Below are 19,056 nucleotides of genomic sequence, written 5' to 3'. Positions count from 1 at the left end.
TACGTCCGTGCGCCTTTCGGCGAACACCGCTCCGGTGGCCGGGCCGCGGGGCTCAGGCGACCGGTACGACCAGGGCCGGGAGGGTGCGCTGCATGCGCAGCGCGTCGACCGACTCGGCGAGCAGCTCGTATTCGGTGGTGTCGTCGCTGGCGGCGATCCGCACCAGGCGCCCGCCGGCGAGTTCGTCGGCCACCAGCTCCTGCCCGGCCACGTCCGCGCACCAGGCCCGCAGGACGCCCGGCACGTCGGGCACCGTGTCCGCGACCGGCACCAGGGCGTACGGGGGGATGTGCTCGCTGTCCGGGCTGGGGTCGAGCCGTTCGGCGATCCAGGAGGCCCGGTCGCGCAGCCACCACAGGGCGAGCGCGAGCGTAGGCGCCCGGTAGGTGCCGAGCGGTACGCCGATGCGGCGACCGTCGCACCAGCCGTATGCGGTGACATGGCACAGGAATTCGTCGTGCACGTCTCACTCCCCCGTCCGTCGTCTGCCGGCTGGGCCTCGCTTTCCGTGCGGCTCCCGAGGCTGAACTGCCCCTGCAGCCGAGTATGTTCACGACTGAAACACTGTCACCACGCTTTTCCGGCCAGTCTGTTGGCATATTCCGGTCCGCCGCTGGCCGAAATCCGCCACCCCCGCGCGAGAGCCATGACCTCCGGGGTAATCGACCCCGTCACCGCCCGGCGGGCACAGTGGTCGCACCGGGTCGGGAACGACTCCGAACCGGTTCCCGACCAGCGACTTCGACCTCACAGGGGGCTGATTCCCATGTCCGCGACCGACCGTCACGACACCGACCGCCGCGAGCCCGCCGACCGCTACCGGGGCGCGGTCGCCCGCTACTTCGAGGCGTGGAACGCCCGCGAGCCGCAGGCCCTCGCCAAGGCGGTGGCGGCCGCCTGGGCCGTGGACGGGACCTACACCGACCCGCTGGCCGACGTGCGGGGGCACGAGCAGATCGGCGCGGCCGTCGCGGCCGCCCACGCCGCCTTCCCGGGGTTCGCCTTCCGGCTCAGCGGGGCGGTCGACGGGCACCACGACACCGCGCGGTTCTCCTGGGAGCTGGTGAGCGAAGCCGACGGGAGCGCGCCGGTCGCCGGGTTCGACGTGATCACCCTGGACGGGGAGGACCGCATCACGTCCGTCCTCGGCTTCCTCGACCGGGTGCCCGCGACGGACTGAGCACCCGCGCCCCACGACGCTCGCGGGGGCCCGCACGGAGCGGGCCCCCGCGAGCGGAGGACGGGGCCGCGGGCGACCGCAGGGTGCCCGCGCCGCGGCGTGTCAGCCGTTGATCACCGCGTCGATCCGGGCGAGCTCCTCCGGCTCGAAGTCCAGGTTGGCCAGGGCGCCGACGCTGTCCTCGAGCTGGCGGGCGCTGCTCGCGCCGACCAGCGCGGAGGTGACCCGGCCGCCGCGCAGCACCCAGGCCAGGGCCAGCTGGGCCAGCGACTGGCCCCGGGCCTTGGCGAGTTCGTCGAGGGCGCGGAGCCTGGCCACCAGGTCCTCGGTCAGGGCGTCCGAGTTGAGGAACGGGCTGTCGCTCGCCGCGCGCGAGTCCTCGGGGATGCCGTCGAGGTAGCGGGCGGTGAGCACGCCCTGCTCCAGCGGGGAGTAGGCGATGGAGCCGACGCGGAGCTCGTCGAGGGCGTCGAGCAGGCCCTCGGTCTCCGGGCGGCGGTCGAGCATCGAGTAGCGCGGCTGGTGGATGAGCAGCGGGGTGCCCAGCTCACCGAGGATGCGGGCGGCCTCCCGGGTCTGCTCGGCCGAGTAGTTGGAGACGCCGACGTAGAGGGCCTTGCCCTGCTGCACCGCAGAGTGCAGCGCGCCCATGGTCTCCTCCAGGGGCGTCTTAGGGTCGGGGCGGTGCGAGTAGAAGACGTCCACGTACTCCAGGCCCATCCGCCGCAGGCTCTGGTCCAGCGAGGACAGCACGTACTTGCGCGAGCCCCACTCGCCGTACGGGCCGGGCCACATCAGGTAGCCGGCCTTGGTGGAGATCACCAGCTCGTCGCGGTAGCGCGCGAAGTCGGTCTTCAGGAACCCGCCCAGCGCGGACTCGGCGGCGCCGGGCGGCGGGCCGTAGTTGTTCGCCAGGTCGAAGTGGGTGATGCCGAGGTCGAAGGCGCGGCGCAGGATGGCCCGCTGGGTCTCGGCGGGGCGGTCCGGGCCGAAGTTGTGCCACAGCCCGAGCGACAGCGCGGGGAGCTTCAGGCCGCTGTGGCCGGTGCGCCGGTAGGGCATGTCCGCGTAACGGTCGGAATGTGCGGTGTACAACGCGACTCCATGGCTCTTCGGGGAGGGGTGGGACTGCCTACCCACTCTCGCGCGACCTGCGGGCAGTGGTCCAACAGGAGAATCCGATGGGATTCAGCGGATAGGCTTCTCAATCATGGAACTGCGCCACCTCCAGCACTTCGTCGCGGTCGCCGAGGACCAGCACTTCACCCGGGCCGCCGAACGCCTGATGGTCTCCCAGTCGGGCCTGTCGGCGTCGATCCGCGCGCTCGAGCGCGAGCTGCGGGCGCCGCTGTTCGTGCGCACCACCCGCCGGGTGACGCTGACGGAGGCGGGCCGGGCGCTGCTCGGCGAGGCCGAGCGCATCCTGGCGCAGGTGCGCGCGGCGCACGAAGCGGTGGCCGCGGTGCAGGGCGTGCTGCGCGGGACGCTCGCGCTCGGCACCGAGCAGTGCATCGCGGGCGTGCACGTGGCGGGCCTGCTGGCGGCGTTCCGCCGGCGCCACCCGGACGTGGAGGTCCGGCTGCGGCAGTACGGCTCGGGGACGCTCGCCGAGGAAGTCGCGGCCGGACGCCTCGACCTGGCGTTCGCCTACCGCACCCAGGCGGACACCGACCAGCTGCGCTCGGCGTCGCTGACGACCGAGCCGATGTACGTGCTGTGCCACCCCGAGCACCACCTGGCGGGGGCGGCGGCGCTCACCCCGGAGGACATCGCCGGGGAGGTGTTCGTGGACTTCCACCCGGACTTCGGGCCGCGCCGCGCGACCGACGCGGCGTTCGCCGAGACGGGCGTACGGCGCACGGTCGCCCTGGAGGTCAACGACGTGCACAGCCTGCTCGACCTGGTGGACGAGAACCTCGGCATCGCCGTCGTCCCGCGCCACTTCCGGCACAAGCGGGAGGCGCTGACCGCGCTGCCCCTGAAGGGCACCGCCGAGGCGGCCTACGAGACGGTCGCCCTGCTGCCGCCGCACCGGTCCACCAGCCCGGCGGCCCGAGCCCTGATGACCCTGCTGGAGACGGGCGGCGAGTGACCCGGGGCCCGGGGGGCGGGCGGAGGAGGCCGGGCCGCGGAGGCCGGACCGGGAGGCGGGGCGGAGGAGGCCGGGCCTGGGAGGCCGGGCCGAGGGGTCGGCACCGGACGCGGGTCCGGTGTCCGGTTACCGCCCTGACGCCGGGGCGCCCCGGGCGCCGCGTCCCGTCCCCCGGTCCGTCCGGAAGAGGCGGCGCGGGAGCGACGGCTGCGCCATGGTGGACGCATGCATGCGAAGGACATCCTCATCGACGGCTACGGCCGCATCCGGGAAGAAGTCCATGCGGCGGTCGACGGCCTCGACCCCGAGGACCTCAACGCCCGCCCGACCCCCGAGACCAACTCGATCGCCTGGCTGGTCTGGCACCTCACCCGCGTCCAGGACGACCACCTCGCCGACGCCTTTGGGCTCGACCAGGTGTGGCTGGCCCAGGACTGGCAGAAGCGGTTCGGCCTCGACCTGCCGCCCCGGGACATCGGCTACGGCCACAGCCCGGACCGGGTCGCCGAGGTGCGGGTCGACTCGGCCGACCTGCTCACCGGCTACCACGACGCCGTCCACGCGCAGTCGCTCCAGGCGCTGCGCGGGGTCGGCGCGGCGGACCTCGACCGGGTCGTGGACCGGCGCTGGGACCCGCCGGTCACCCTCGGGGTGCGGCTGGTGAGCGTCCTGTCCGACGCCCTCCAGCACGTCGGACAGGCGGCCTACGTCCGCGGACTGCTTCAGAGCGCCGCGGAGTAACCCGGCAGCACGACGTCCTCGATGAGGGACCTGCGCTCGTCGAACGGGAGGAAGGCGCTCTTGACGGCGTTCACCGTGACCGTGCGCAGGTCCTCCACCGTCCAGCCGGCCTCCTCGACCAGCAGGGACATCTCCCGGGTCATCGTCGTGCCGGAGACCAGCCGGTTGTCGGTGTTGAGGGTGACCCGGAAGCCGAGGTCCTTCAGCGCGGTGATCGGGTGGGTGGCGATGGAGTCGGCCGCACCGGTCTGCAGGTTGGAGGTCGGGCACATCTCCAGCGCGATCCGGCGGTCGCGGACCCAGCCGGCCAGGCGGCCGAGCTTGCCGTCCACGATGTCCTCGGTCAGGCGCACGCCGTGGCCGATGCGCTGGGCTCCGCACACCTGGATCGCCTGGTGGATGCTGGGCAGGCCGTGCGCCTCGCCGGCGTGGATGGTGAAGGGCACGCTCTCGCGGCGCAGGTGCTCGAACGCCGCGAGGTGGTCGGCGGGCGGGAAGCCGTCCTCGGCGCCCGCGATGTCGAAGCCGACGACACCCGCGTCGCGGAAGGCGACGGCCAGGTCGGCGGCCTCCCGGACCCGGTCGAACATCCGCATGCCGCACAGCAGGGTGCCGACCCGGACGGGCGTGCCGGCGGCGGCCGCCTTGGCCATGCCCGCCGCGAGGCCCTCCTGGACGGTCTCGACGACCTCGCCGAGGGTCAGGCCGCCGTTCAGCATCAGCTCGGGGGCGTAGCGGACCTCGCCGTAGACGACGCCGTCGGCGGCCAGGTCGAGGACGTACTCCTCGGCGGTGCGCAGCAGGCCTTCGCGGGTCTGCATCACGGCGAGGGTGTGCTCGAAGGTGGCGATGTAGCGGACCAGGTCGCCGGAGGTGGCGGCCTCGACGTACCAGGCGGCCAGCTCGTCGGGGTCGGTGGTGGGCAGGGTGTGCCCGGCCTCGGCGGCCAGCTCGACGACCGTGGCGGGGCGCAGGCCGCCGTCGAGGTGGTCGTGCAGGACGGCCTTGGGGAGCCGGCGGAGGGTGTCGGTGTCGACGCGGGGCGCGGTCATGGCTGTGGTTCCTCGGCGCAGGGGTGGATCGGGAAGCGGGTGGGTCTCAGGCGGCGGCCGGCTGGAGGAGGTCCCAGCGGTTGCCGTACAGGTCCTGGAAGACGGCGACCGAGCCGTAGGGCTCGTGGCGCGGCTCCTCCAGGAAGGTCACGCCCGCGGCGAGCATCCGGGCGTGGTCGCGGGCGAAGTCGTCGGTGTGCAGGAAGAAGCCGACCCGGCCGCCGGTCTGGTCGCCGACGCGGGCGCGCTGGGCGTCGCCCTTGGCGCGGGCCAGCAGCAGTCCGGTGCCCGGGGACCCGGGGGTGCCCGGCTCGACGACGACCCAGCGGGAGCCGTCGGGGCGCGGTGCGTCCTCGGCGAGCCGGAAGCCGAGGGCCTCGGTGTAGAAGCGGATCGCCTCGTCGTAGTCGTCGACGACGAGGGTGACCAGGGCGACGCGTCTCATCGGAGCCTTTCGCGGGGGCGGATTGGTCGGAGAGGTTATACGTAAAACGTACGTGACGCCAATCCCTCCCCGGGGCGCCGTCCCCGGAGGTCCGCCACCCGCCCCCGGAGGACCGGGGGCGGGCCCGTCCGCCCGGTTCAGCAGGCCACCGTCTCCTCGCACTCGCGCAGGGCCTCCTGGACGTCGCGGCTCCAGTGCCGGGCGGGGCGGGGGGAGGCGGCGGAGAAGGTGTGCACGGCCGGTTCGCGGCGGGCGGGCAGGCCGGTGCCGCCGCGGGCGCGGCGCCGCTTGCGGGCGGGCGGTGCGCCGTGCGCAGCGGCCTCCTCGACGATCTCGGCCAGGTCCCCGTCCGGCAGGGGCAGCTCCAGGTCGTCGTCGACGAAGCCGACCACGGCCGGGACGTACTCGACCAGCGCGCGCAGCGCCTCGGGCAGCCCGTGCCGGCCGCGCCGCAGCGCGGTGAGCACGTGCAGGGCGGTGGCGACCTCCACTTCGGTGGCCTCCCGGCTCAGGGTGGCCGGGGTCAGCTCGGTGTGCCGCAGCCACCAGTCGGCCTCCTGGTCCTCGCCCAGGGAGCGGTGGTGGAGGTAGAGGCAGTACGACGAGACCGGGTCCGCGGCGCCGGCGGCGTACTGCCACCAGAAGCGGGCGCTGTCCTCGCAGCCCGCGAGGTGGAGGATGCCGCCGAGGATGCGCGCCCCGGACGGCTCGGGGAGCTGGCTGCCGAGGAAGGCGCCGAGCCCCTGCAGGGCACCCGGCCGGCTCAGCAGCGCCTCGCACAGGGCCCGCAGGTCCCGGGCGGCGGGGTGGCTCTCGCGCGGGAGCGGGAGCGGGGCGGGGCGCGGCCGGGAGCGGGCCGCGGGGTCCCCGGCCCGCCGGGCCGCGACCCGGGCGGCCACACGGGCCTCGGCGGCCTCGACGTCCGCACGGGTGTAGGGCGCGGTCGGCCGCAGCCGGGCGCGGGCCAGCACGTCGTCCAGGTCGCTCGCGGTGTCGAAGGTCATGACCGCTCCTCCTCGGCGCTCGTCGTGTAGATCTCCCGCAGTCGCCGTCGGGCATAGCGTTCGTGGGAGCGCACGCCGGCTTCGCTGATGCCGAGGTGGTCCGCCACCTCGGCGATGGTGTAGCCCTCGCAGTAGCGCAGCCGGACGATGTCCCGCTGGCGCTCGGGCAGGGCCTCGATGGCGTGGAACAGGCGCAGGTTCTGCTCGATCACCTCGAAGGCGTCCTCGGCCCCGGTCAGGGTCACGGTCTCGAAGACCGCGGTGTCCATCAGCGTGGCCCGGCGCCCGCGCGCCCGGGCGTGGTCGATGACCCGGTGCTTGACGACCCGCCAGGCGTAGGCGGCGGGGTTCTCGGCGCGGAGTATGTGCGGCCACTCCTCGGCGAGCTGGACGAACGCGTCGTCGACGGCGTCCTCGGCGTCCGCGCGGCTGCGCAGCCAGCGTTCGGCCTCGCGGACGTAGCCCGGCCGGTGCATCTGGTGGAAGGCGGCGAAGTCCAAGGGAAGTTTCTCCGGCGCCCGGGGATGGCCGGCCGGGCCTGGCGCCGACTCCTCGCGCGTCACCCCTCGCCGCCCGGGAGACGGTGGTGCATCTCGCGGAAGCCCACCCGCACGAGTGCGGCCACGACCCGGCGCGCGAGGGCGACGACGCCGGGTCCGAAGACCCGCAGGGCGATCAAGGACAGCGCCGCGTCGCGGGCGAACTGTTCGAACTGGTCGGTCACGGACCCTTCGGTCCTCTCACTGGCTGGTCGGGGCCCAGGAGCCCCGGAAGGCGACGGTTGCACCCTCTGCCCCCACGGCGTCCGGCAGCGGCGATTCGTGCAGACCCGATTCGAAAGTCAGACTGATTTGGCCGATTCTGACTACGGGCCGCACCTTCCCGGACCAGGTGCCGTGGGTTTCCCGTCACTCGAAGGACTACTCATGACCGTTCGGCGGCTGCCCCGCTCCCTCGGCGGCCCCGAGGCACCGAACCAGCCGCACGCGGTACGGGATGCGGGCGTCGCGGATCCCCGCTTTGGCGTGAACCAGTCGCCGCGCCGGGGCCGGGTGGCAGCACGGGAAGGTCAGGCCGCCACGCCGACGGGGTCGCGGGCGGGGACGGTCGTCACCGGTCGGCGGTGAAGGAGCGCACCTCGATGGGCAGGGTGGTGGCCAGGGCGGCCTTCCGGCCCCACTCCAGGGCCGCGTCCAGGTCGGGCGCCTGGATCAGGCAGAGCCCGCCCAGGTACTCCTCGCCCTCCGCGTAGGGCCCGTCGGTCCTCAGCACGTCGCCGTCCTCGGGTCGCAGTGTCGTGGCCGACTCGGGTCCGGCCAGTCCGCCGGCGAACACCCAGGCCCCGGCGTCGCGCAGCTCCTGGTTGAACGCCTCGACGTCGGCGACGATCCCGGCGAGCGCCTCGGGGGCGGGCGGCTGTCCTCCGGTCGGCTGGACCACACTGAGCAGGTAGTACGTCATGACGGCCTCCTCGGCCTCGTGGGGGTGGTCCCACCTCCTACACGAACGGCACTGCCCCGGATCGACCCCCACGCCCCGGAACCGGGAAAAATCTCCTCCATGACCCCACCGCCACCCCCGGCGCCCCCGGGACCCACGGCACCCGCCGGCCCCGCTGAGCCGCCGCCCCATCCCCTCGTCACCCGGGCCCGCCGCCTCGCCGACGACCTCCTGGCACCCGCGGCCGAGCGCGTCGACGCGGAGGGCGTCCCGGCCGGCCACCTCCAGGAGATCAAGCGGTCCGGGCTGCTCGGGGTGAGCGCCCCGCGCGCGTACGGCGGCGCCGAGGCGCCCGCGGCGGTGGCGCGCGAGACGGCGGAGATCCTGTCCGGGGCCTGCGCCGCCACCTGGTTCGTGCAGACCCAGCACCACACGCCGGTGCGGATGCTGGCCCGCAGCGACGGCCCGGTCCGGGAGCGGCTGCTCGGCCCGCTGTCCCGGGGCGAGCTGCTGTCCGGGGTGGCGTACGCCCACCTGCGCGCCCACCCCCGCACTCCGGTCCGCGCCGTCCGCGACCGGGGCGGCTGGCGTTTCGCCGGGACGGTGCCCTGGTACACGGGCTGGGGCCTGAACGACGTGCTGCTGCTGGCCGGGACCACCGACGGCGACGAGGCCCTGTTCGCGTTCGCCGAGGCCCGGGACCAGCCGGGCCTCGGCGCGTCCGAGCCGCTGCGCCTGGCGGCCCTCGGCGGTGCCCGTACCGTGTCGCTGGAGCTGGACGGCCTGTGGCTGCCCGACGAGGCGGTGGTGCTGCGCACGCCGTACGACCGCTGGGCGGCGGACGACCGGCTCCGGACGCTCGACACCAACCCGGCGGTGTTCGGGCTGACGCGGGCGGCGCTCACCCTCCTGGACGAGGAGACGGCCGCCGCGTTCCGCGCCCGGCTCACGCGGCTGCGCACGGCGGCCTACGCCCTCGCCGACACGGCCCCCGGCCTGCGGGTCCAGGAGCGGCTGGACCTCAGGACGGAGGCGTTCGGGCTGCTGCAGGCGGCCACCACCGCCGCGGTGGTCGCGGGCGGGGGCCGCACGATGCTGCTGACGCACCGGGCCCAGCGCCTGGCCCGGGAGGCACTGTTCCTGCAGGTGCAGGGCCAGACGCGGGAGACGCGCGCGGCGCAGCTCAGCGCGCTGAGGGGCTGACCCGACCTGGGGGCATCGTCCGTGTGGGCCTCCCCTCGTTCATCACCTCCCGGCGGTTCAGCTCGCGAACGGCACCTGCGCCGAGGGCGCCGCCTCCGGGAGGAACGGGTGCCGCCACAGCCCCTCGGCGGCCAGCCGGGGCAGCACGCCCTCGCCGAACCAGTACGCCTCCTCCAGGTGCGGGTAACCGGAGAGCACGAACTCCTCGATGCCCAGGGCCGCGTACTCCCGGATCCGCTCGGCGACCTCCTCGTGGCTGCCGACCAGCGCGGTCCCGGCGCCGCCGCGCACCAGGCCGATGCCCGCCCACAGGTTGGGGTGGATCTCCAGCCCGTCCCGGCTGCCGCCGTGCAGCGCGAGCATCCGCCGCTGCCCCTCCGACTCGCTGCGCGCGAGCCCGGCCTGCACGGACGCCACGGTCTGCGGGTCGAACCCGGCGAGCAGCCGCTCCGCCTCCGCCCAGGCCTGCGCGGAGGTGTCCCGGGTGATCACGTGCAGCCGGATGCCGAACCGCAGCGTGCGCCCGTGCCGGGCCGCCAGTCCCCTGATCCACTCGATCTTCTCGGCGACCTGGGCGGGCGGCTCGCCCCAGGTGAGGTAGACGTCGACGTGCCGGGCCGCGATCTCCCCGGCGATCGGCGAGGACCCCCCGAAGTACACCTCGGGCACCGGATCGGGCACCCGCGCCAGCCGCGCGTCCTCCACCCGCAGGTGCTCGCCCACCAGGTCGACGCTCTTGCCGTCCCACAACTCCCTTACGACCTCGAGGAATTCGCCCGTACGACGGTAGCGGTCGTCCTTGTCCAGGAAGTCGCCGTAGGCCCGCTGCTCGTGGCTCTCGCCGCCGGTGACGACGTTGAGCAGCAGCCGTCCGCCGGTCTGCCGCTGGAAGGTCGAGGCCATCTGGGCGGCGAGCGTCGGGGAGACGAAGCCGGGGCGGAAGGCGACGAGGAACTTCAGCCGCTCGGAGTTCTGGCTGACCATGGCGGTGGTGAGCCAGGCGTCCTCGCACCAGGCGCCGGTCGGCGTGAGCGCGCCGACGAAGCCGAGGTCCTCGGCGGCGCGGGCGATCTGGCTGAGGTAGGCGACCGTCGGCGGCCGGTCCCGGCCCGAGGCGGTGGCCGGCGTGCCGTGGCCGCCGCCGACCACGTGGCGGCTGTCGCCGTTGGTGGGCAGGAACCAGTGGAAGGTGAGGGACACGGGGGTCTCCGTTCCTGGGGGGCGCCCCGGCGGGCGGGGACGGGGGGCGGGGCGGGTGCAGTACCGGCGGCGGGACCGCGCTACAGCAGGCCGTGGCGGGGCGGACGGGCCCCGGTGAGGACGTGGCGGCCGAGGTGCTGGAGCTTCCAGCGGGGCGGGTCGTGCAGGGTGTGGGTGCGCGCGTCGCGCCAGTACCGGTGCAGGTTCAGGGAGTCGAGCGCGGAGCGGGTGCCGGACACCTCGAACAGGGCGCTCGCCACCTCCACGGCCGTCTCGGCGGCCTGCACCTTGGCGGCGGCGACCGCGAGGGACGCCTCGGCCGCGCTGTCGTCGGTCAGGCCGGCCCGGGCCGCGTCGACCGCGCGGGCGGCCTCCTTCAGCAGCGCCTCCGACGCCCGCACGCGCAGGGCGAGTTCACCGAACCGCTGGACCAGCAGCGGGTCCTCGACGGCGGTGTCCGCGCCGCTCTCGAACCAGGGCCTGCTGCGGGTCCGCACGAACGCGGCGGCCTCCGTCAGCGCGCCCGAGGCGATGCCCGCGTCGATCGCGGCGTGCAGCAACTGGGCTACCGCACCGTGCAGTTGCGGTCCCCGGAAGGTCAGGTGGTGGGGCAGCACCCGGTCGGCGGGGACCTCGACGCCCTCCAGGTGGACGGTGCCGCTGGCCGTGGTGCGCTGGCCCATGCCGTCCCAGTCGTCGACGACGGTCAGGCCCGGGGCGTCGCGCGGGACGTAGGCGACGTGCAGATCGTCGTCGTCGGCGCGGGCGAGGACCGGGATCCAGTCGGCGAAGAGGGCGCCGGTGGAGTAGTGCTTGACGCCGTCCAGCCGGTAGGAGCCGTCGGGGCGCGGGGTCAGGCGGGTGCGGATGTCCTGGACGTGCTTGGTGCCCGCCTCGGACTGGGCGTTGCCGAAGCGCCGCCCGGCCAGCACCTCGGCGAAGAAGAACGTCCGCTGCTCGGTGGTTCCCTGGCGGCGGATCACGTTGACGTAGACGAAGTGGCTCTGCGGGATCTGAGCCAGGCTCGGGTCGGCGGCGCCCAGCAGGCGGAAGACCTCCGCGAGCGTGGCCGCGCCGACGTCGGCGCCGCCGTGCTCGGCGGGGACGGTGACGGCGAGCAGGCCCGAGGCGGACAGCCGGTCCAGCTCCGCGCGGGGCAGGACGCGCTCGGCGTCGCGCCGCGCGGCACCCGCGCGGAACGCGTCGGCGAGCTCGGCGGCGACGGCGAGGGCCTCGGCGTCGTCGGCGATGACGTGCGCGGTCACCGTCAGCTCGCCGCGGCCAGGAACGGGGTGCGGCCCAGGGCGGCGGAGAACTGGTCGACGACCTGGCCGAGCGCCTCGGCGGTGGCCGGGGCGACCGTGACGGTGCCGTCCTCGTGGGCGGTGATGTCCTTGTCGAGGGTGAACCAGCCCTGCACGATGTGCGCGGCGCCCATGGAGTTCAGGACGGGCCGCAGCGCGTAGTCGATGGCGAGGACGTGGGCGGTGGAGCCGCCGGTGGCCAGCGGCAGCACGGTCTTGCCGGTGAGCGCGTACTGCGGCAGCAGGTCCAGGAGCGCCTTGAGCACGCCGGAGTACGACGCCTTGTAGACGGGGGTGCCCACGACCACTCCGTCGGCGCGCGCGAACAGCTCGGCGGCCTCGACGATCGCCGGGTGCCGGAAGTCCGCGCCGAGCAGGGCCTCGGCGGGGATGGTGCGGACGTCGAGCGGGATCACCTGGTGTCCCTGCGCGGCGATGCGCTGGTCGAGGTGGCGCAGCAGGCGGCCGGTGCGGGAGGAGGCGGAGGGGCTGCCGGAGACGGACAGGACGGTGGCCATGGGTCCTCTTTCGAAGGTGTTCCGAGGGTGCGGGTCCGGGGGCGGGCCCCGGGGAGCGGTCAGGCGTGGGCGGGGACGGAGGCGGGCGCGGTGCCGGTGTCGGTGTCCGGCAGCCGGGCCTCCAGTTCGCGGACGAGCGGCAGGACCCGCCGGCCGAAGTACTCGACCTCCTCGTGGTAGTGGAGGAAGCCGAGCAGGAAGAGGTCGACGCCGAGCCGCTTGTAGGCGACGATCCGCTGGGCGATCTGCTCGGGGGTGCCGATGAGCCCGGTGCGGAAGCCGTCGTTGTACTGGACGAGGTCCTCGAAGGTGGAGTCCTGCCACATGCCCTTGCGGTCGGCGGTGGACCGTCCCGCCTGCCGCACGGCCGCGCCGAATCCCTCGACGGCCTCGGTGTCGGCCTGGGCGACGATCTCGCGCAGGGTGTCGCGGGCCTCGGCCTCGGTGTCGCGGGCGATGAGGAAGCCGTTGAGCCCGAACCGGGGTGCGGGGCGGCCGGCTTCGGCGGCGGAGGCGCGGACGTCCGCGATCTGCTCGGTCACGCCGTCGAAGTCCTTGCCGTTGGAGAAGTACCAGTCGGAGACGCGGCCGGCCATCCGGCGGGCGGCGGTGGAGTTGCCGCCCTGGAAGATCTCCGGGTGCGGGCGTTCGGGGGTGTTGAGCGGCTTGGGCTTGAGGGAGAAGTCGCGCACCCGGTAGAAGTCACCGGCGAGTTCGGCGTGGTCCTCGGTCCAGATGCGCCGCAGGGCGGTGATGAACTCCTCGGAGCGGCGGTAGCGCTCGTCGTGCTCCAGCCAGGGCTCGCCGAGCGCGGTGAACTCGTCCTTGAACCAGCCGGAGACGACGTTCACGGCGAACCGGCCGTGCGAGAGGTGGTCGGCGGTCGCGCCGAGCTTCGCCAGCACCCCGGGGTGCCACAGACCGGGGTGGACGGCGGCGATGACCTTCAGCCGCTCGGTGGCGAGGAGCAGGGCGAGGCTGAAGCTGGTGGACTCGTGCTGGTACTCGGCGCCGTAGCTCGCCATGTAGCGGACCTGGCTGAGGGCGTACTCGAACCCGTTGTTCTCGGCGAGGACGGCGAGCTCGCGGTTGTAGTCGTATCCCCAGTCGGTGCGCTGCTCGATGCGGCTGGTGACGAGTCCCCCGCTGACGTTGGGGACCCAGTACGCGAATTTCAGGGGTGCGGCGGGCATGCGGAACTCCAGGCGTGGAATTGCTCTCCGGCGACGCCGAATTCACCGGCGGTCGCGGCCGGGCGCGGGAATGCGGGCGGAGAGAAAAGGCGGGAACACGGCACGGCACCGCTCGGGCGAGGAGCGGGCGGGTGGCGTGGGAAGAGGGGCGCGGGCCGGTCAGGCGGCGGCGCGACAGGAGGCGCTGGAGACGCGCGCGAGGTCGACGTGGCGTCGCCGCGTGAGGTCCAGTCGCGAAGTCATGTCGTCGATCGTGGCAGCCGCCGGTGAGGACCGTCAAGGAAAACCCGACCGTTCTCGCATCGCGGACCATTGAATTTCACGAGGGTGTGACAGGGAAACCCTTGAACCGCCCGCCGCGGGACCGCATTCTCCTGTCGTGCGAACGGAACAGCTGGAATACATCGCGGCCGTCACCCGGCTCGGTTCGCTGCGCCGGGCCGCCGAGGAACTGCGCCTGTCCCAGCCCGCGTTGAGCGAGACGGTGCGCAACCTGGAGCGCGAGCTGGGGGTCGAGCTGCTGGAGCGCAAGCGCTCCGGCGCGACGATGAGCGCGCCCGGCCGGGAGCTGCTGCCGCACATCGTGGACGTCCTGGACGCGGTGGACCGGCTGCGCGCGGCGGCGGGCGAGCAGCACCGCATCCGGCGCATGGTGCGCGTCGGCACGGTGAACGCGGCGACCGTGCCGCTGCTGCTGCCGGTGCTGCGGAAGTTCCGGGGGGCGCGCCCGCACACCCAGGTGGAGGTGGTGGGGGCGCAGCAGACCGACATCCACCGGGCGCTGCTGGAGGGCGGGTTCGACCTGGGGCTGGTCAATCACCTCGAAGGCGACGACGTGCCCGCCGAGTTCGAGTCGGCGGAACTGCTGCGCGGCCGGCCGGTGGTGTGCCTGCGCCCGGACAGCCCGCTGGCCGCCCGGCCGGCGGTGACCGTGGAGGACCTGCTCGGTGTGCCGCTCATCGGCATGCGCTCGGGCTACGTGATGCACCGGTACGTGCACCGGCTGCTCGACGGGCGGGATCCGTCCTTCGCGTATTCCACGGACGGGGCGGAGATGGGCAAGCTGATGGTCGCCGAGGGGCTCGGGGCGACGGTCCTGCCGGACTTCAGCGTGGTCGGGGACCCGCTGGTGCGGTGCGGTGCGCTCACCCACCGGCCGCTCGCGGGGGACACCCCGCAGGTGCTGCTGATGCTGCAGCGGCGCCGGGCGGAGTCGGTGCCGCAGGCGGCGCGCGAACTGCACGAGGTGTTCGTGCGCACGGCCCGCGCCCTGGGCGGCACGCTCACCGCACCGGACTCACCGGGACGGTGAGCGCGGAGCCCACGGGGGGTCGGTACTGCCGGGCTCGCCGGGCCACGTCCCCGGCCTGCCCTGGGTCGTGCTCGGTCGTTCCGGTCTTCTCCGGTCTTCTCCGGTCTTCCTTCTCTACTCTTCCTCGTTCGCCGGGACCACCACGAGGAAGGCGTCCGACTGCAGGTCCATCACCACGGTTGCGGGTTCGCCCTCGGCACGCCGAGCCGCCGCGAACTCCTCAGCCGGCCACGCACCCCGCGGAGCCCCAGCCGGAAAACGCTCCAACACCTTCGCGCTCATAGCGATCGACACCTCCACTTTGTCCGTCCGGCGACCGAAACGGTCCGTTCTCGTAGCATTCGCTTGCCCCGGATCTGCGCATACATGTTCACCCGCCCGCAACCGACCGGTTGTCGACGCCGACCGCCCCCTCCGCCCGACCCGGACCCACGGGGAGGACGGGCAGCAGACCGGGCCGCTTGGCCGTACGGCCGTCTCCCGAAGAGCGGCCGCGCACCCGGCGGCCGATCCAGGGCCCGAGGAACCCGGCGGCCCAGCGCAGCTCGCCGAGCGCGGTGGGCCGGACGGGCGGCCCGGGCAGCGGGTCGGCCCAGGAGCCGTCGCTGCCGGGCAGCGCGAGGGCGTGGGCCACGGCGGCGGCGATACGGGCGTGGCCGAGCGGGGAGGCGTGCAGCCGGTCGGCGCTCCACAGGCGTGGATCGGTGACGACAGGGTGGTCGGCGGTCTCGGCGACGACGACACCGTGCCGCCGGGCCGCTTCCCTGATGCGGGAGTTGAGGGCGTGGACGCGGGGGCCGAGCGGTCGGGCGAGCGGGGTGACCCGGGCGACGTCCGGGAACGTGAGCGTGGCGACCCGGGCGCCCTGGGCGGTGAGCGCGGCGAAGACGGCGTCGAGGTGTCCGGCGACCTCGTCGGCGTCGAAGCGGGGCCGCAGCAGGTCGTTGACCCCGGCGACGACGGTGGCGAGGTCGGGCCGCAACGCCAGAGCGGGGTCGAGCTGTTCGGCGCGCACTTGGCCGGCGAGCCGGCCGCGCACGGCCAGGTTGGCGTAGTGCAGACCGGGGTGGTGGACGGCCAGCAGCTCGGCGAGCCGGTCGGCCCAGCCGCGCAGCCCGGTGCTGTCGTCCCCGTCGCCCACCCCTTCGGTCTGGCTGTCACCGAGGGCGACGTAACGCGTGCGGCTCAGTGCGGTGCCGGTCATGGGCGGGCCCCCGTCGAGACGTCATCGGTCCGGCCCGGGCGGGACGGCCGTACGGTGGCACCCTACTCACTTTTTTGAATAGTCAGCACAGTCAGACTGTTTCCCACGCCGGGGCGGCCCGCTCCCCCGCCCGGCCGGTCACCAGTCGCGGGCGCTGCGCAGCAGTACCTCCCGTACGCGGGCCACGTCCGGGTTCTCCGGCGCGCCGGGCCGCTGGACCAGGAAGCCGGTGTTGATCGGCGGGTCGTCCGGTTCGTGCAGCGGCACGACGGCCCCGGACGCCAGGGCGTCGCGGCACAGGTAGCGCGGGAGCACGCTGTAGCCCGCCCCCGCGGCGACGGCGGCCAGTACCCCGCGCAGATCGGGCACGGTCACCGCGGCGGCGCACGACAGCCGTCGGCCGAAGACGTGCCGCCAGTAGCGACGGGCGATCGGCAGGTCCTCCGCGTACGTGATCAGCGGCACCCCGTGCAGGGCGGCGGGCCCCTCCTCGGCGAGGCGTGCGCTCAGCCGTTCGGCCCACCGGGGCGCGGCGACGAGCACGAACTCCTCGTCGGTGAGCGCCTCCCAGGCGAGGGTGCGGCCCCGGGGGCGGCTGGTGGCGACGACCAGGTCGTACCGGCCGGCCCGCAGCTCGTCGAGCAGCGGATCGGTCAGCCCGGTCACGACGCGCAGCCGGACGCCCCCGGCGACGAGCGGGGCGAGCGCGGGCAGCACCCGGGTGCACAACAGCTCGGCGGGACCGGCCAGGTGGACGGGGGCGGGGGGCCGAGTGCCGGCCGCCGGGGCGGGGCCCGCCACGGCCGCCAGGTCGTCGAGCGCCGGGGCCACCCGTGCGGCGAGGGCGTCGGCGACGGCCGTGGGCGCCACCCCCCGCGGCAACCGCTGGAACAGCTCGCGCCCGGTCTGTCGCTCCAGGGTCCGCATCTGCGTGGTCACCGTGGGCTGCGACAGGCCGAGCACCTGGGCGGCGCCGGTGAACGAGCCCGAGCGGTACACCGCCAGGAAGGTGCGCAGGAGGTTCAGATCGAGGTTCGCGTGACCGTCCACCCGGTCCAGTATTCCGCGGTGTGCCATAGGAGATCCAATGGCTGGCATTGGTGCGTCCATTGGTTTCCCGCGAGAGTCCGTGGCTACGGTCGGGGGCACACGGACCGACGTCCGCGGAACCGCAGCCCCACCGATCGTGAAGGACACCCCCATGGCCAAGATCCTCTTCGTGATGACCGGCGCCGACTCCCTGACGCTCGCCGACGGCACCGGACACCCCACCGGCTTCTGGGCGGAGGAAGCCGTCGCCCCCTACCGCGCGTTCCGGGCCGCCGGTCACGAGGTGGTCGTCGCCACGCCCGGCGGGGTCGCGCCGACCGTGGACCGGGCGAGCCTGGCGCCCGAGGTCAACGGCGGCCAGGACGGCGCCGACCGGATCGCCGCCGAACTGGAGGCGATGACCGAGCTCGCCCACCCGCTGCGCCTGGAGGAGGTGCGGCTCGACGACTACGCGGCGGTGTTCTACCCCGGCGGGCACGGCCCGATGGAGGACCTGGCCGTGGACGCCGCCTCCGGCCGGCTGCTCGTCGACGCGCTGGCCGCGGGCACGCCGCTGGGCGTGGTCTGCCACGGCCCCGCCGCGCTGCTGGCCGCGGTCACGCAGGACGGTGCGAACGCCTTCGCCGGGTACCGGGTCGCCGGGTTCACCAACGCCGAGGAGACCCAGGGCGGTCTCGCGCCGCGGCTGAAGTGGCTGCTCCAGGACCGCCTGACCGAGGCGGGCGTGGAGGTGGTGGAGGGCGAGCCGTGGGCGCCGCACGTGGTCGTGGACCGCACGCTGGTGACCGGCCAGAACCCGGCCTCGTCGGCTCCCCTGGCCGACGAACTGCTGAAGCGGCTGGGCTGACCGGGGCCCTCCCGGGTCATTCCTCCCACGGCAGCGGGTCCGTGACCCAGCCCGCCGCCAGTACGAGCCGGGTGTGGCGGTGCAGGGCGAGGAAGCCGAAGGGCCGGTCGAAGACGGCGCTGATCCGGGTGGTGACGTGGCGGAGGTCGGGCATGCCTCCGCCCCCCATGCCGAACGCGGTCACCGCGGCGGCCTCGAAGCCCCGCGCGCCGAATCTCGCCACACACGTCTGCCGGGCCGACCCGACCGCGAGCGGGAAGGCGCTGATGCCGGGGAAGTGTCCGCGCGTGGTGTCCCGTGCCGTCGTGAGCCCGAACAACCGGTGCAGCTCCAGCAGGTCGTGGCTCGCCTCCATGGCGTAGGCGACGGTCGTCACGTCCAGCGACGGCGGCTCGGGCCGCTCGCAGCGCTCCCTCTCCACCAGCACGCCGGGCCCGGCGTGCCCGAGGGGCAGCCGCGGTCCGGGCACGACCGGGTACCGGCCGGCGAGGATGCCGACCCCGGCCTCCACCACCCGTCCCGGCGCCATGCCCTCCTCCCCGAGCAGCAGGTGCACGTCGAGGGCGTTGTCGCCCAGCACCTTCAGCTCCGTGACGTGCCCGCCGGGCGTCCGCGCCACCCCGATCCGGTCCAGCAGGACACTGGAGCGCCGCAGCCCGAGGCGCGGCTCCGCGGCCCAGGGCTCGTACGCCGTCTCCAGCGGACACTCCTCGAAGGGGCTGAGCCACCGCGTGCGCAGCGCCAGCGCGCTCGCCAGGACCATCTCGGTGTCCTCGGCCAGCAGGACCGGCATGCGGTCGATCAGCCCGCCGGTCCGCTGGGCCGCCCAGGCGTCCAGCGCCCGGTGGTCGGCGGGGAAGTCTCCGGTGAGCACCCCGTGGGTGCCGGCCGGCAGGCCCGCCGTCCACTGCTCCCTCAGCTCCAGCGTGCGCTTCGTCCAGAGCCCGAGCGCGGTGTCGAGTCCCCGCACGGCGCCCATCGCGGCGAGCAGGTCGCGGGCGGCGTCCGCCGCCTGCCCGGCGGGCAGTCCTAGCGCCTCGGTCAGCTCCGCCCGCGCCGGGCCACCGGCCCCGTCGGCCAGGTGGGCCAGCAGCGGCCACACCGCCGCCGCCGAGAACACCGTCCCGCCCTGCGCGGCACCCGCCCACCGCGCGGTCAACCCGTTCACGGCCCGGACCGTGCTCCTCGCGACGCCCACTGCTCCCCCGTCACCGGCCCGCCCCCGAGAGGGGGTTCCGGGCCTCGTCGTCGGCCCTCATCCTCGGACAGCC

At 74.5% G+C, this 19,056-nt stretch carries 23 protein-coding genes; 6 read left to right on the top strand and 17 right to left on the bottom strand.

Features of this window, described 5'->3' with window-relative positions; genetic code table 11:
* Positions 1-52: 52 nt before the first annotated feature.
* Positions 53-463, bottom strand: a complete 411-nt coding sequence (locus AQJ30_RS02290; protein ID WP_067228051.1) for a hypothetical protein — start codon at positions 461-463, stop codon at positions 53-55.
* Between the two features lie 303 nt (positions 464-766).
* Here AQJ30_RS02290 and AQJ30_RS02285 point away from each other — a divergent pair, with 303 nt between their 5' ends.
* Positions 767-1,180: a nuclear transport factor 2 family protein gene (locus tag AQJ30_RS02285; protein WP_067228049.1), complete on the top strand. Its 414-nt coding sequence runs from the start codon at positions 767-769 to the stop codon at positions 1,178-1,180.
* A 102-nt stretch (positions 1,181-1,282) separates the two neighbouring features.
* On the opposite strand, the gene mgrA is transcribed toward AQJ30_RS02285, so the two are convergent.
* Positions 1,283-2,275: an L-glyceraldehyde 3-phosphate reductase gene (gene mgrA, locus AQJ30_RS02280; protein ID WP_067228047.1), complete on the bottom strand. Its 993-nt coding sequence runs from the start codon at positions 2,273-2,275 to the stop codon at positions 1,283-1,285.
* 115 nt (positions 2,276-2,390) lie between these two features.
* Here mgrA and AQJ30_RS02275 point away from each other — a divergent pair, with 115 nt between their 5' ends.
* Both AQJ30_RS02275 and AQJ30_RS02270 read left to right on the top strand, forming a co-directional pair.
* A complete protein-coding gene (locus AQJ30_RS02275) occupies positions 2,391-3,272 on the top strand; it encodes a LysR family transcriptional regulator (RefSeq protein ID WP_067228046.1) in 882 nt (293 codons plus the stop codon).
* A 225-nt stretch (positions 3,273-3,497) separates the two neighbouring features.
* The gene (locus tag AQJ30_RS02270) at positions 3,498-4,013 is read left to right on the top strand and encodes a mycothiol transferase (RefSeq protein WP_067228044.1); all 516 of its coding nucleotides are present in this window, start codon (positions 3,498-3,500) and stop codon (positions 4,011-4,013) included.
* Here the strand turns inward: AQJ30_RS02270 and AQJ30_RS02265 are convergent.
* From AQJ30_RS02265 to AQJ30_RS02245, 6 genes are all read right to left on the bottom strand, one after another.
* Positions 3,995-5,065 (bottom strand): adenosine deaminase, encoded by a 1,071-nt coding sequence (locus AQJ30_RS02265; protein WP_067228042.1) that lies wholly within the window; start codon positions 5,063-5,065, stop codon positions 3,995-3,997. The genes AQJ30_RS02270 and AQJ30_RS02265 overlap by 19 nt on opposite strands.
* Positions 5,066-5,111: 46 nt before the next feature.
* On the bottom strand, positions 5,112-5,510 hold the full coding sequence (locus AQJ30_RS02260) for a VOC family protein (protein ID WP_067228041.1): 399 nt from the start codon (positions 5,508-5,510) through the stop codon (positions 5,112-5,114).
* Between the two features lie 137 nt (positions 5,511-5,647).
* Positions 5,648-6,514: a hypothetical protein gene (locus tag AQJ30_RS02255; RefSeq protein ID WP_067228039.1), complete on the bottom strand. Its 867-nt coding sequence runs from the start codon at positions 6,512-6,514 to the stop codon at positions 5,648-5,650.
* Positions 6,511-7,014 carry a sigma-70 family RNA polymerase sigma factor gene (locus AQJ30_RS02250; RefSeq protein WP_245726772.1) on the bottom strand — a complete coding sequence of 168 codons (504 nt, stop codon included), beginning with the start codon at positions 7,012-7,014 and terminating at the stop codon, positions 6,511-6,513. The genes AQJ30_RS02255 and AQJ30_RS02250 overlap by 4 nt, the downstream gene beginning before the upstream one ends.
* Positions 7,015-7,073: 59 nt before the next feature.
* Positions 7,074-7,238: a hypothetical protein gene (locus AQJ30_RS38300; protein WP_159052284.1), complete on the bottom strand. Its 165-nt coding sequence runs from the start codon at positions 7,236-7,238 to the stop codon at positions 7,074-7,076.
* A 386-nt stretch (positions 7,239-7,624) separates the two neighbouring features.
* Positions 7,625-7,975 carry a YciI family protein gene (locus AQJ30_RS02245; protein ID WP_067228038.1) on the bottom strand — a complete coding sequence of 117 codons (351 nt, stop codon included), beginning with the start codon at positions 7,973-7,975 and terminating at the stop codon, positions 7,625-7,627.
* Between the two features lie 99 nt (positions 7,976-8,074).
* Here AQJ30_RS02245 and AQJ30_RS02240 point away from each other — a divergent pair, with 99 nt between their 5' ends.
* The gene (locus tag AQJ30_RS02240) at positions 8,075-9,157 is read left to right on the top strand and encodes an acyl-CoA dehydrogenase family protein (protein WP_079083722.1); all 1,083 of its coding nucleotides are present in this window, start codon (positions 8,075-8,077) and stop codon (positions 9,155-9,157) included.
* A gap of 57 nt (positions 9,158-9,214) precedes the next feature.
* Here the strand turns inward: AQJ30_RS02240 and AQJ30_RS02235 are convergent, their stop codons facing one another.
* The 5 genes from AQJ30_RS02235 to AQJ30_RS40010 all read right to left on the bottom strand — a co-directional run bounded on the left by AQJ30_RS02235 (position 9,215) and on the right by AQJ30_RS40010 (position 13,615).
* The gene (locus AQJ30_RS02235; protein WP_067228036.1) at positions 9,215-10,357 is read right to left on the bottom strand and encodes an LLM class flavin-dependent oxidoreductase; all 1,143 of its coding nucleotides are present in this window, start codon (positions 10,355-10,357) and stop codon (positions 9,215-9,217) included.
* An 80-nt stretch (positions 10,358-10,437) separates the two neighbouring features.
* Complete coding sequence (locus tag AQJ30_RS02230; RefSeq protein WP_067228035.1) at positions 10,438-11,622, bottom strand: SfnB family sulfur acquisition oxidoreductase; 1,185 nt, start codon at positions 11,620-11,622, stop codon at positions 10,438-10,440.
* 2 nt (positions 11,623-11,624) lie between these two features.
* Positions 11,625-12,179: an NADPH-dependent FMN reductase gene (ssuE, locus tag AQJ30_RS02225; protein WP_067228033.1), complete on the bottom strand. Its 555-nt coding sequence runs from the start codon at positions 12,177-12,179 to the stop codon at positions 11,625-11,627.
* Positions 12,180-12,238: 59 nt separating this feature from the next.
* Positions 12,239-13,372 carry a dimethylsulfone monooxygenase SfnG gene (gene sfnG / locus AQJ30_RS02220; protein ID WP_067228031.1) on the bottom strand — a complete coding sequence of 378 codons (1,134 nt, stop codon included), beginning with the start codon at positions 13,370-13,372 and terminating at the stop codon, positions 12,239-12,241.
* Positions 13,373-13,531: 159 nt separating this feature from the next.
* Positions 13,532-13,615 (bottom strand): putative leader peptide, encoded by an 84-nt coding sequence (locus AQJ30_RS40010; RefSeq protein WP_356391390.1) that lies wholly within the window; start codon positions 13,613-13,615, stop codon positions 13,532-13,534.
* A gap of 136 nt (positions 13,616-13,751) precedes the next feature.
* Between AQJ30_RS40010 and AQJ30_RS02215 the strand changes: the two genes are divergently transcribed.
* Positions 13,752-14,684: a LysR family transcriptional regulator gene (locus AQJ30_RS02215; RefSeq protein ID WP_067228029.1), complete on the top strand. Its 933-nt coding sequence runs from the start codon at positions 13,752-13,754 to the stop codon at positions 14,682-14,684.
* A gap of 114 nt (positions 14,685-14,798) precedes the next feature.
* Here AQJ30_RS02215 and AQJ30_RS38630 read toward each other — a convergent pair whose 3' ends face one another.
* From AQJ30_RS38630 to AQJ30_RS02200, 3 genes are all read right to left on the bottom strand, one after another.
* Positions 14,799-14,966 carry a hypothetical protein gene (locus AQJ30_RS38630; RefSeq protein WP_169808450.1) on the bottom strand — a complete coding sequence of 56 codons (168 nt, stop codon included), beginning with the start codon at positions 14,964-14,966 and terminating at the stop codon, positions 14,799-14,801.
* Positions 14,967-15,054: 88 nt separating this feature from the next.
* Positions 15,055-15,888 carry an SGNH/GDSL hydrolase family protein gene (locus AQJ30_RS02205; RefSeq protein WP_067228026.1) on the bottom strand — a complete coding sequence of 278 codons (834 nt, stop codon included), beginning with the start codon at positions 15,886-15,888 and terminating at the stop codon, positions 15,055-15,057.
* 138 nt (positions 15,889-16,026) lie between these two features.
* Positions 16,027-16,965 carry a LysR family transcriptional regulator gene (locus AQJ30_RS02200; RefSeq protein WP_067228025.1) on the bottom strand — a complete coding sequence of 313 codons (939 nt, stop codon included), beginning with the start codon at positions 16,963-16,965 and terminating at the stop codon, positions 16,027-16,029.
* 124 nt (positions 16,966-17,089) lie between these two features.
* Between AQJ30_RS02200 and AQJ30_RS02195 the strand changes: the two genes are divergently transcribed.
* The gene (locus AQJ30_RS02195; RefSeq protein WP_067228023.1) at positions 17,090-17,785 is read left to right on the top strand and encodes a type 1 glutamine amidotransferase domain-containing protein; all 696 of its coding nucleotides are present in this window, start codon (positions 17,090-17,092) and stop codon (positions 17,783-17,785) included.
* A gap of 16 nt (positions 17,786-17,801) precedes the next feature.
* Here the strand turns inward: AQJ30_RS02195 and AQJ30_RS02190 are convergent, their stop codons facing one another.
* Complete coding sequence (locus tag AQJ30_RS02190; protein WP_079083718.1) at positions 17,802-18,953, bottom strand: serpin family protein; 1,152 nt, start codon at positions 18,951-18,953, stop codon at positions 17,802-17,804.
* Between the last annotated feature and the right edge of the window lie 103 nt (positions 18,954-19,056).

Source organism: Streptomyces longwoodensis, from assembly GCF_001514125.1.
Lineage (GTDB): Bacteria > Actinomycetota > Actinomycetes > Streptomycetales > Streptomycetaceae > Streptomyces > Streptomyces longwoodensis.
This window is presented reverse-complemented; position numbering and strand designations above follow the sequence as displayed.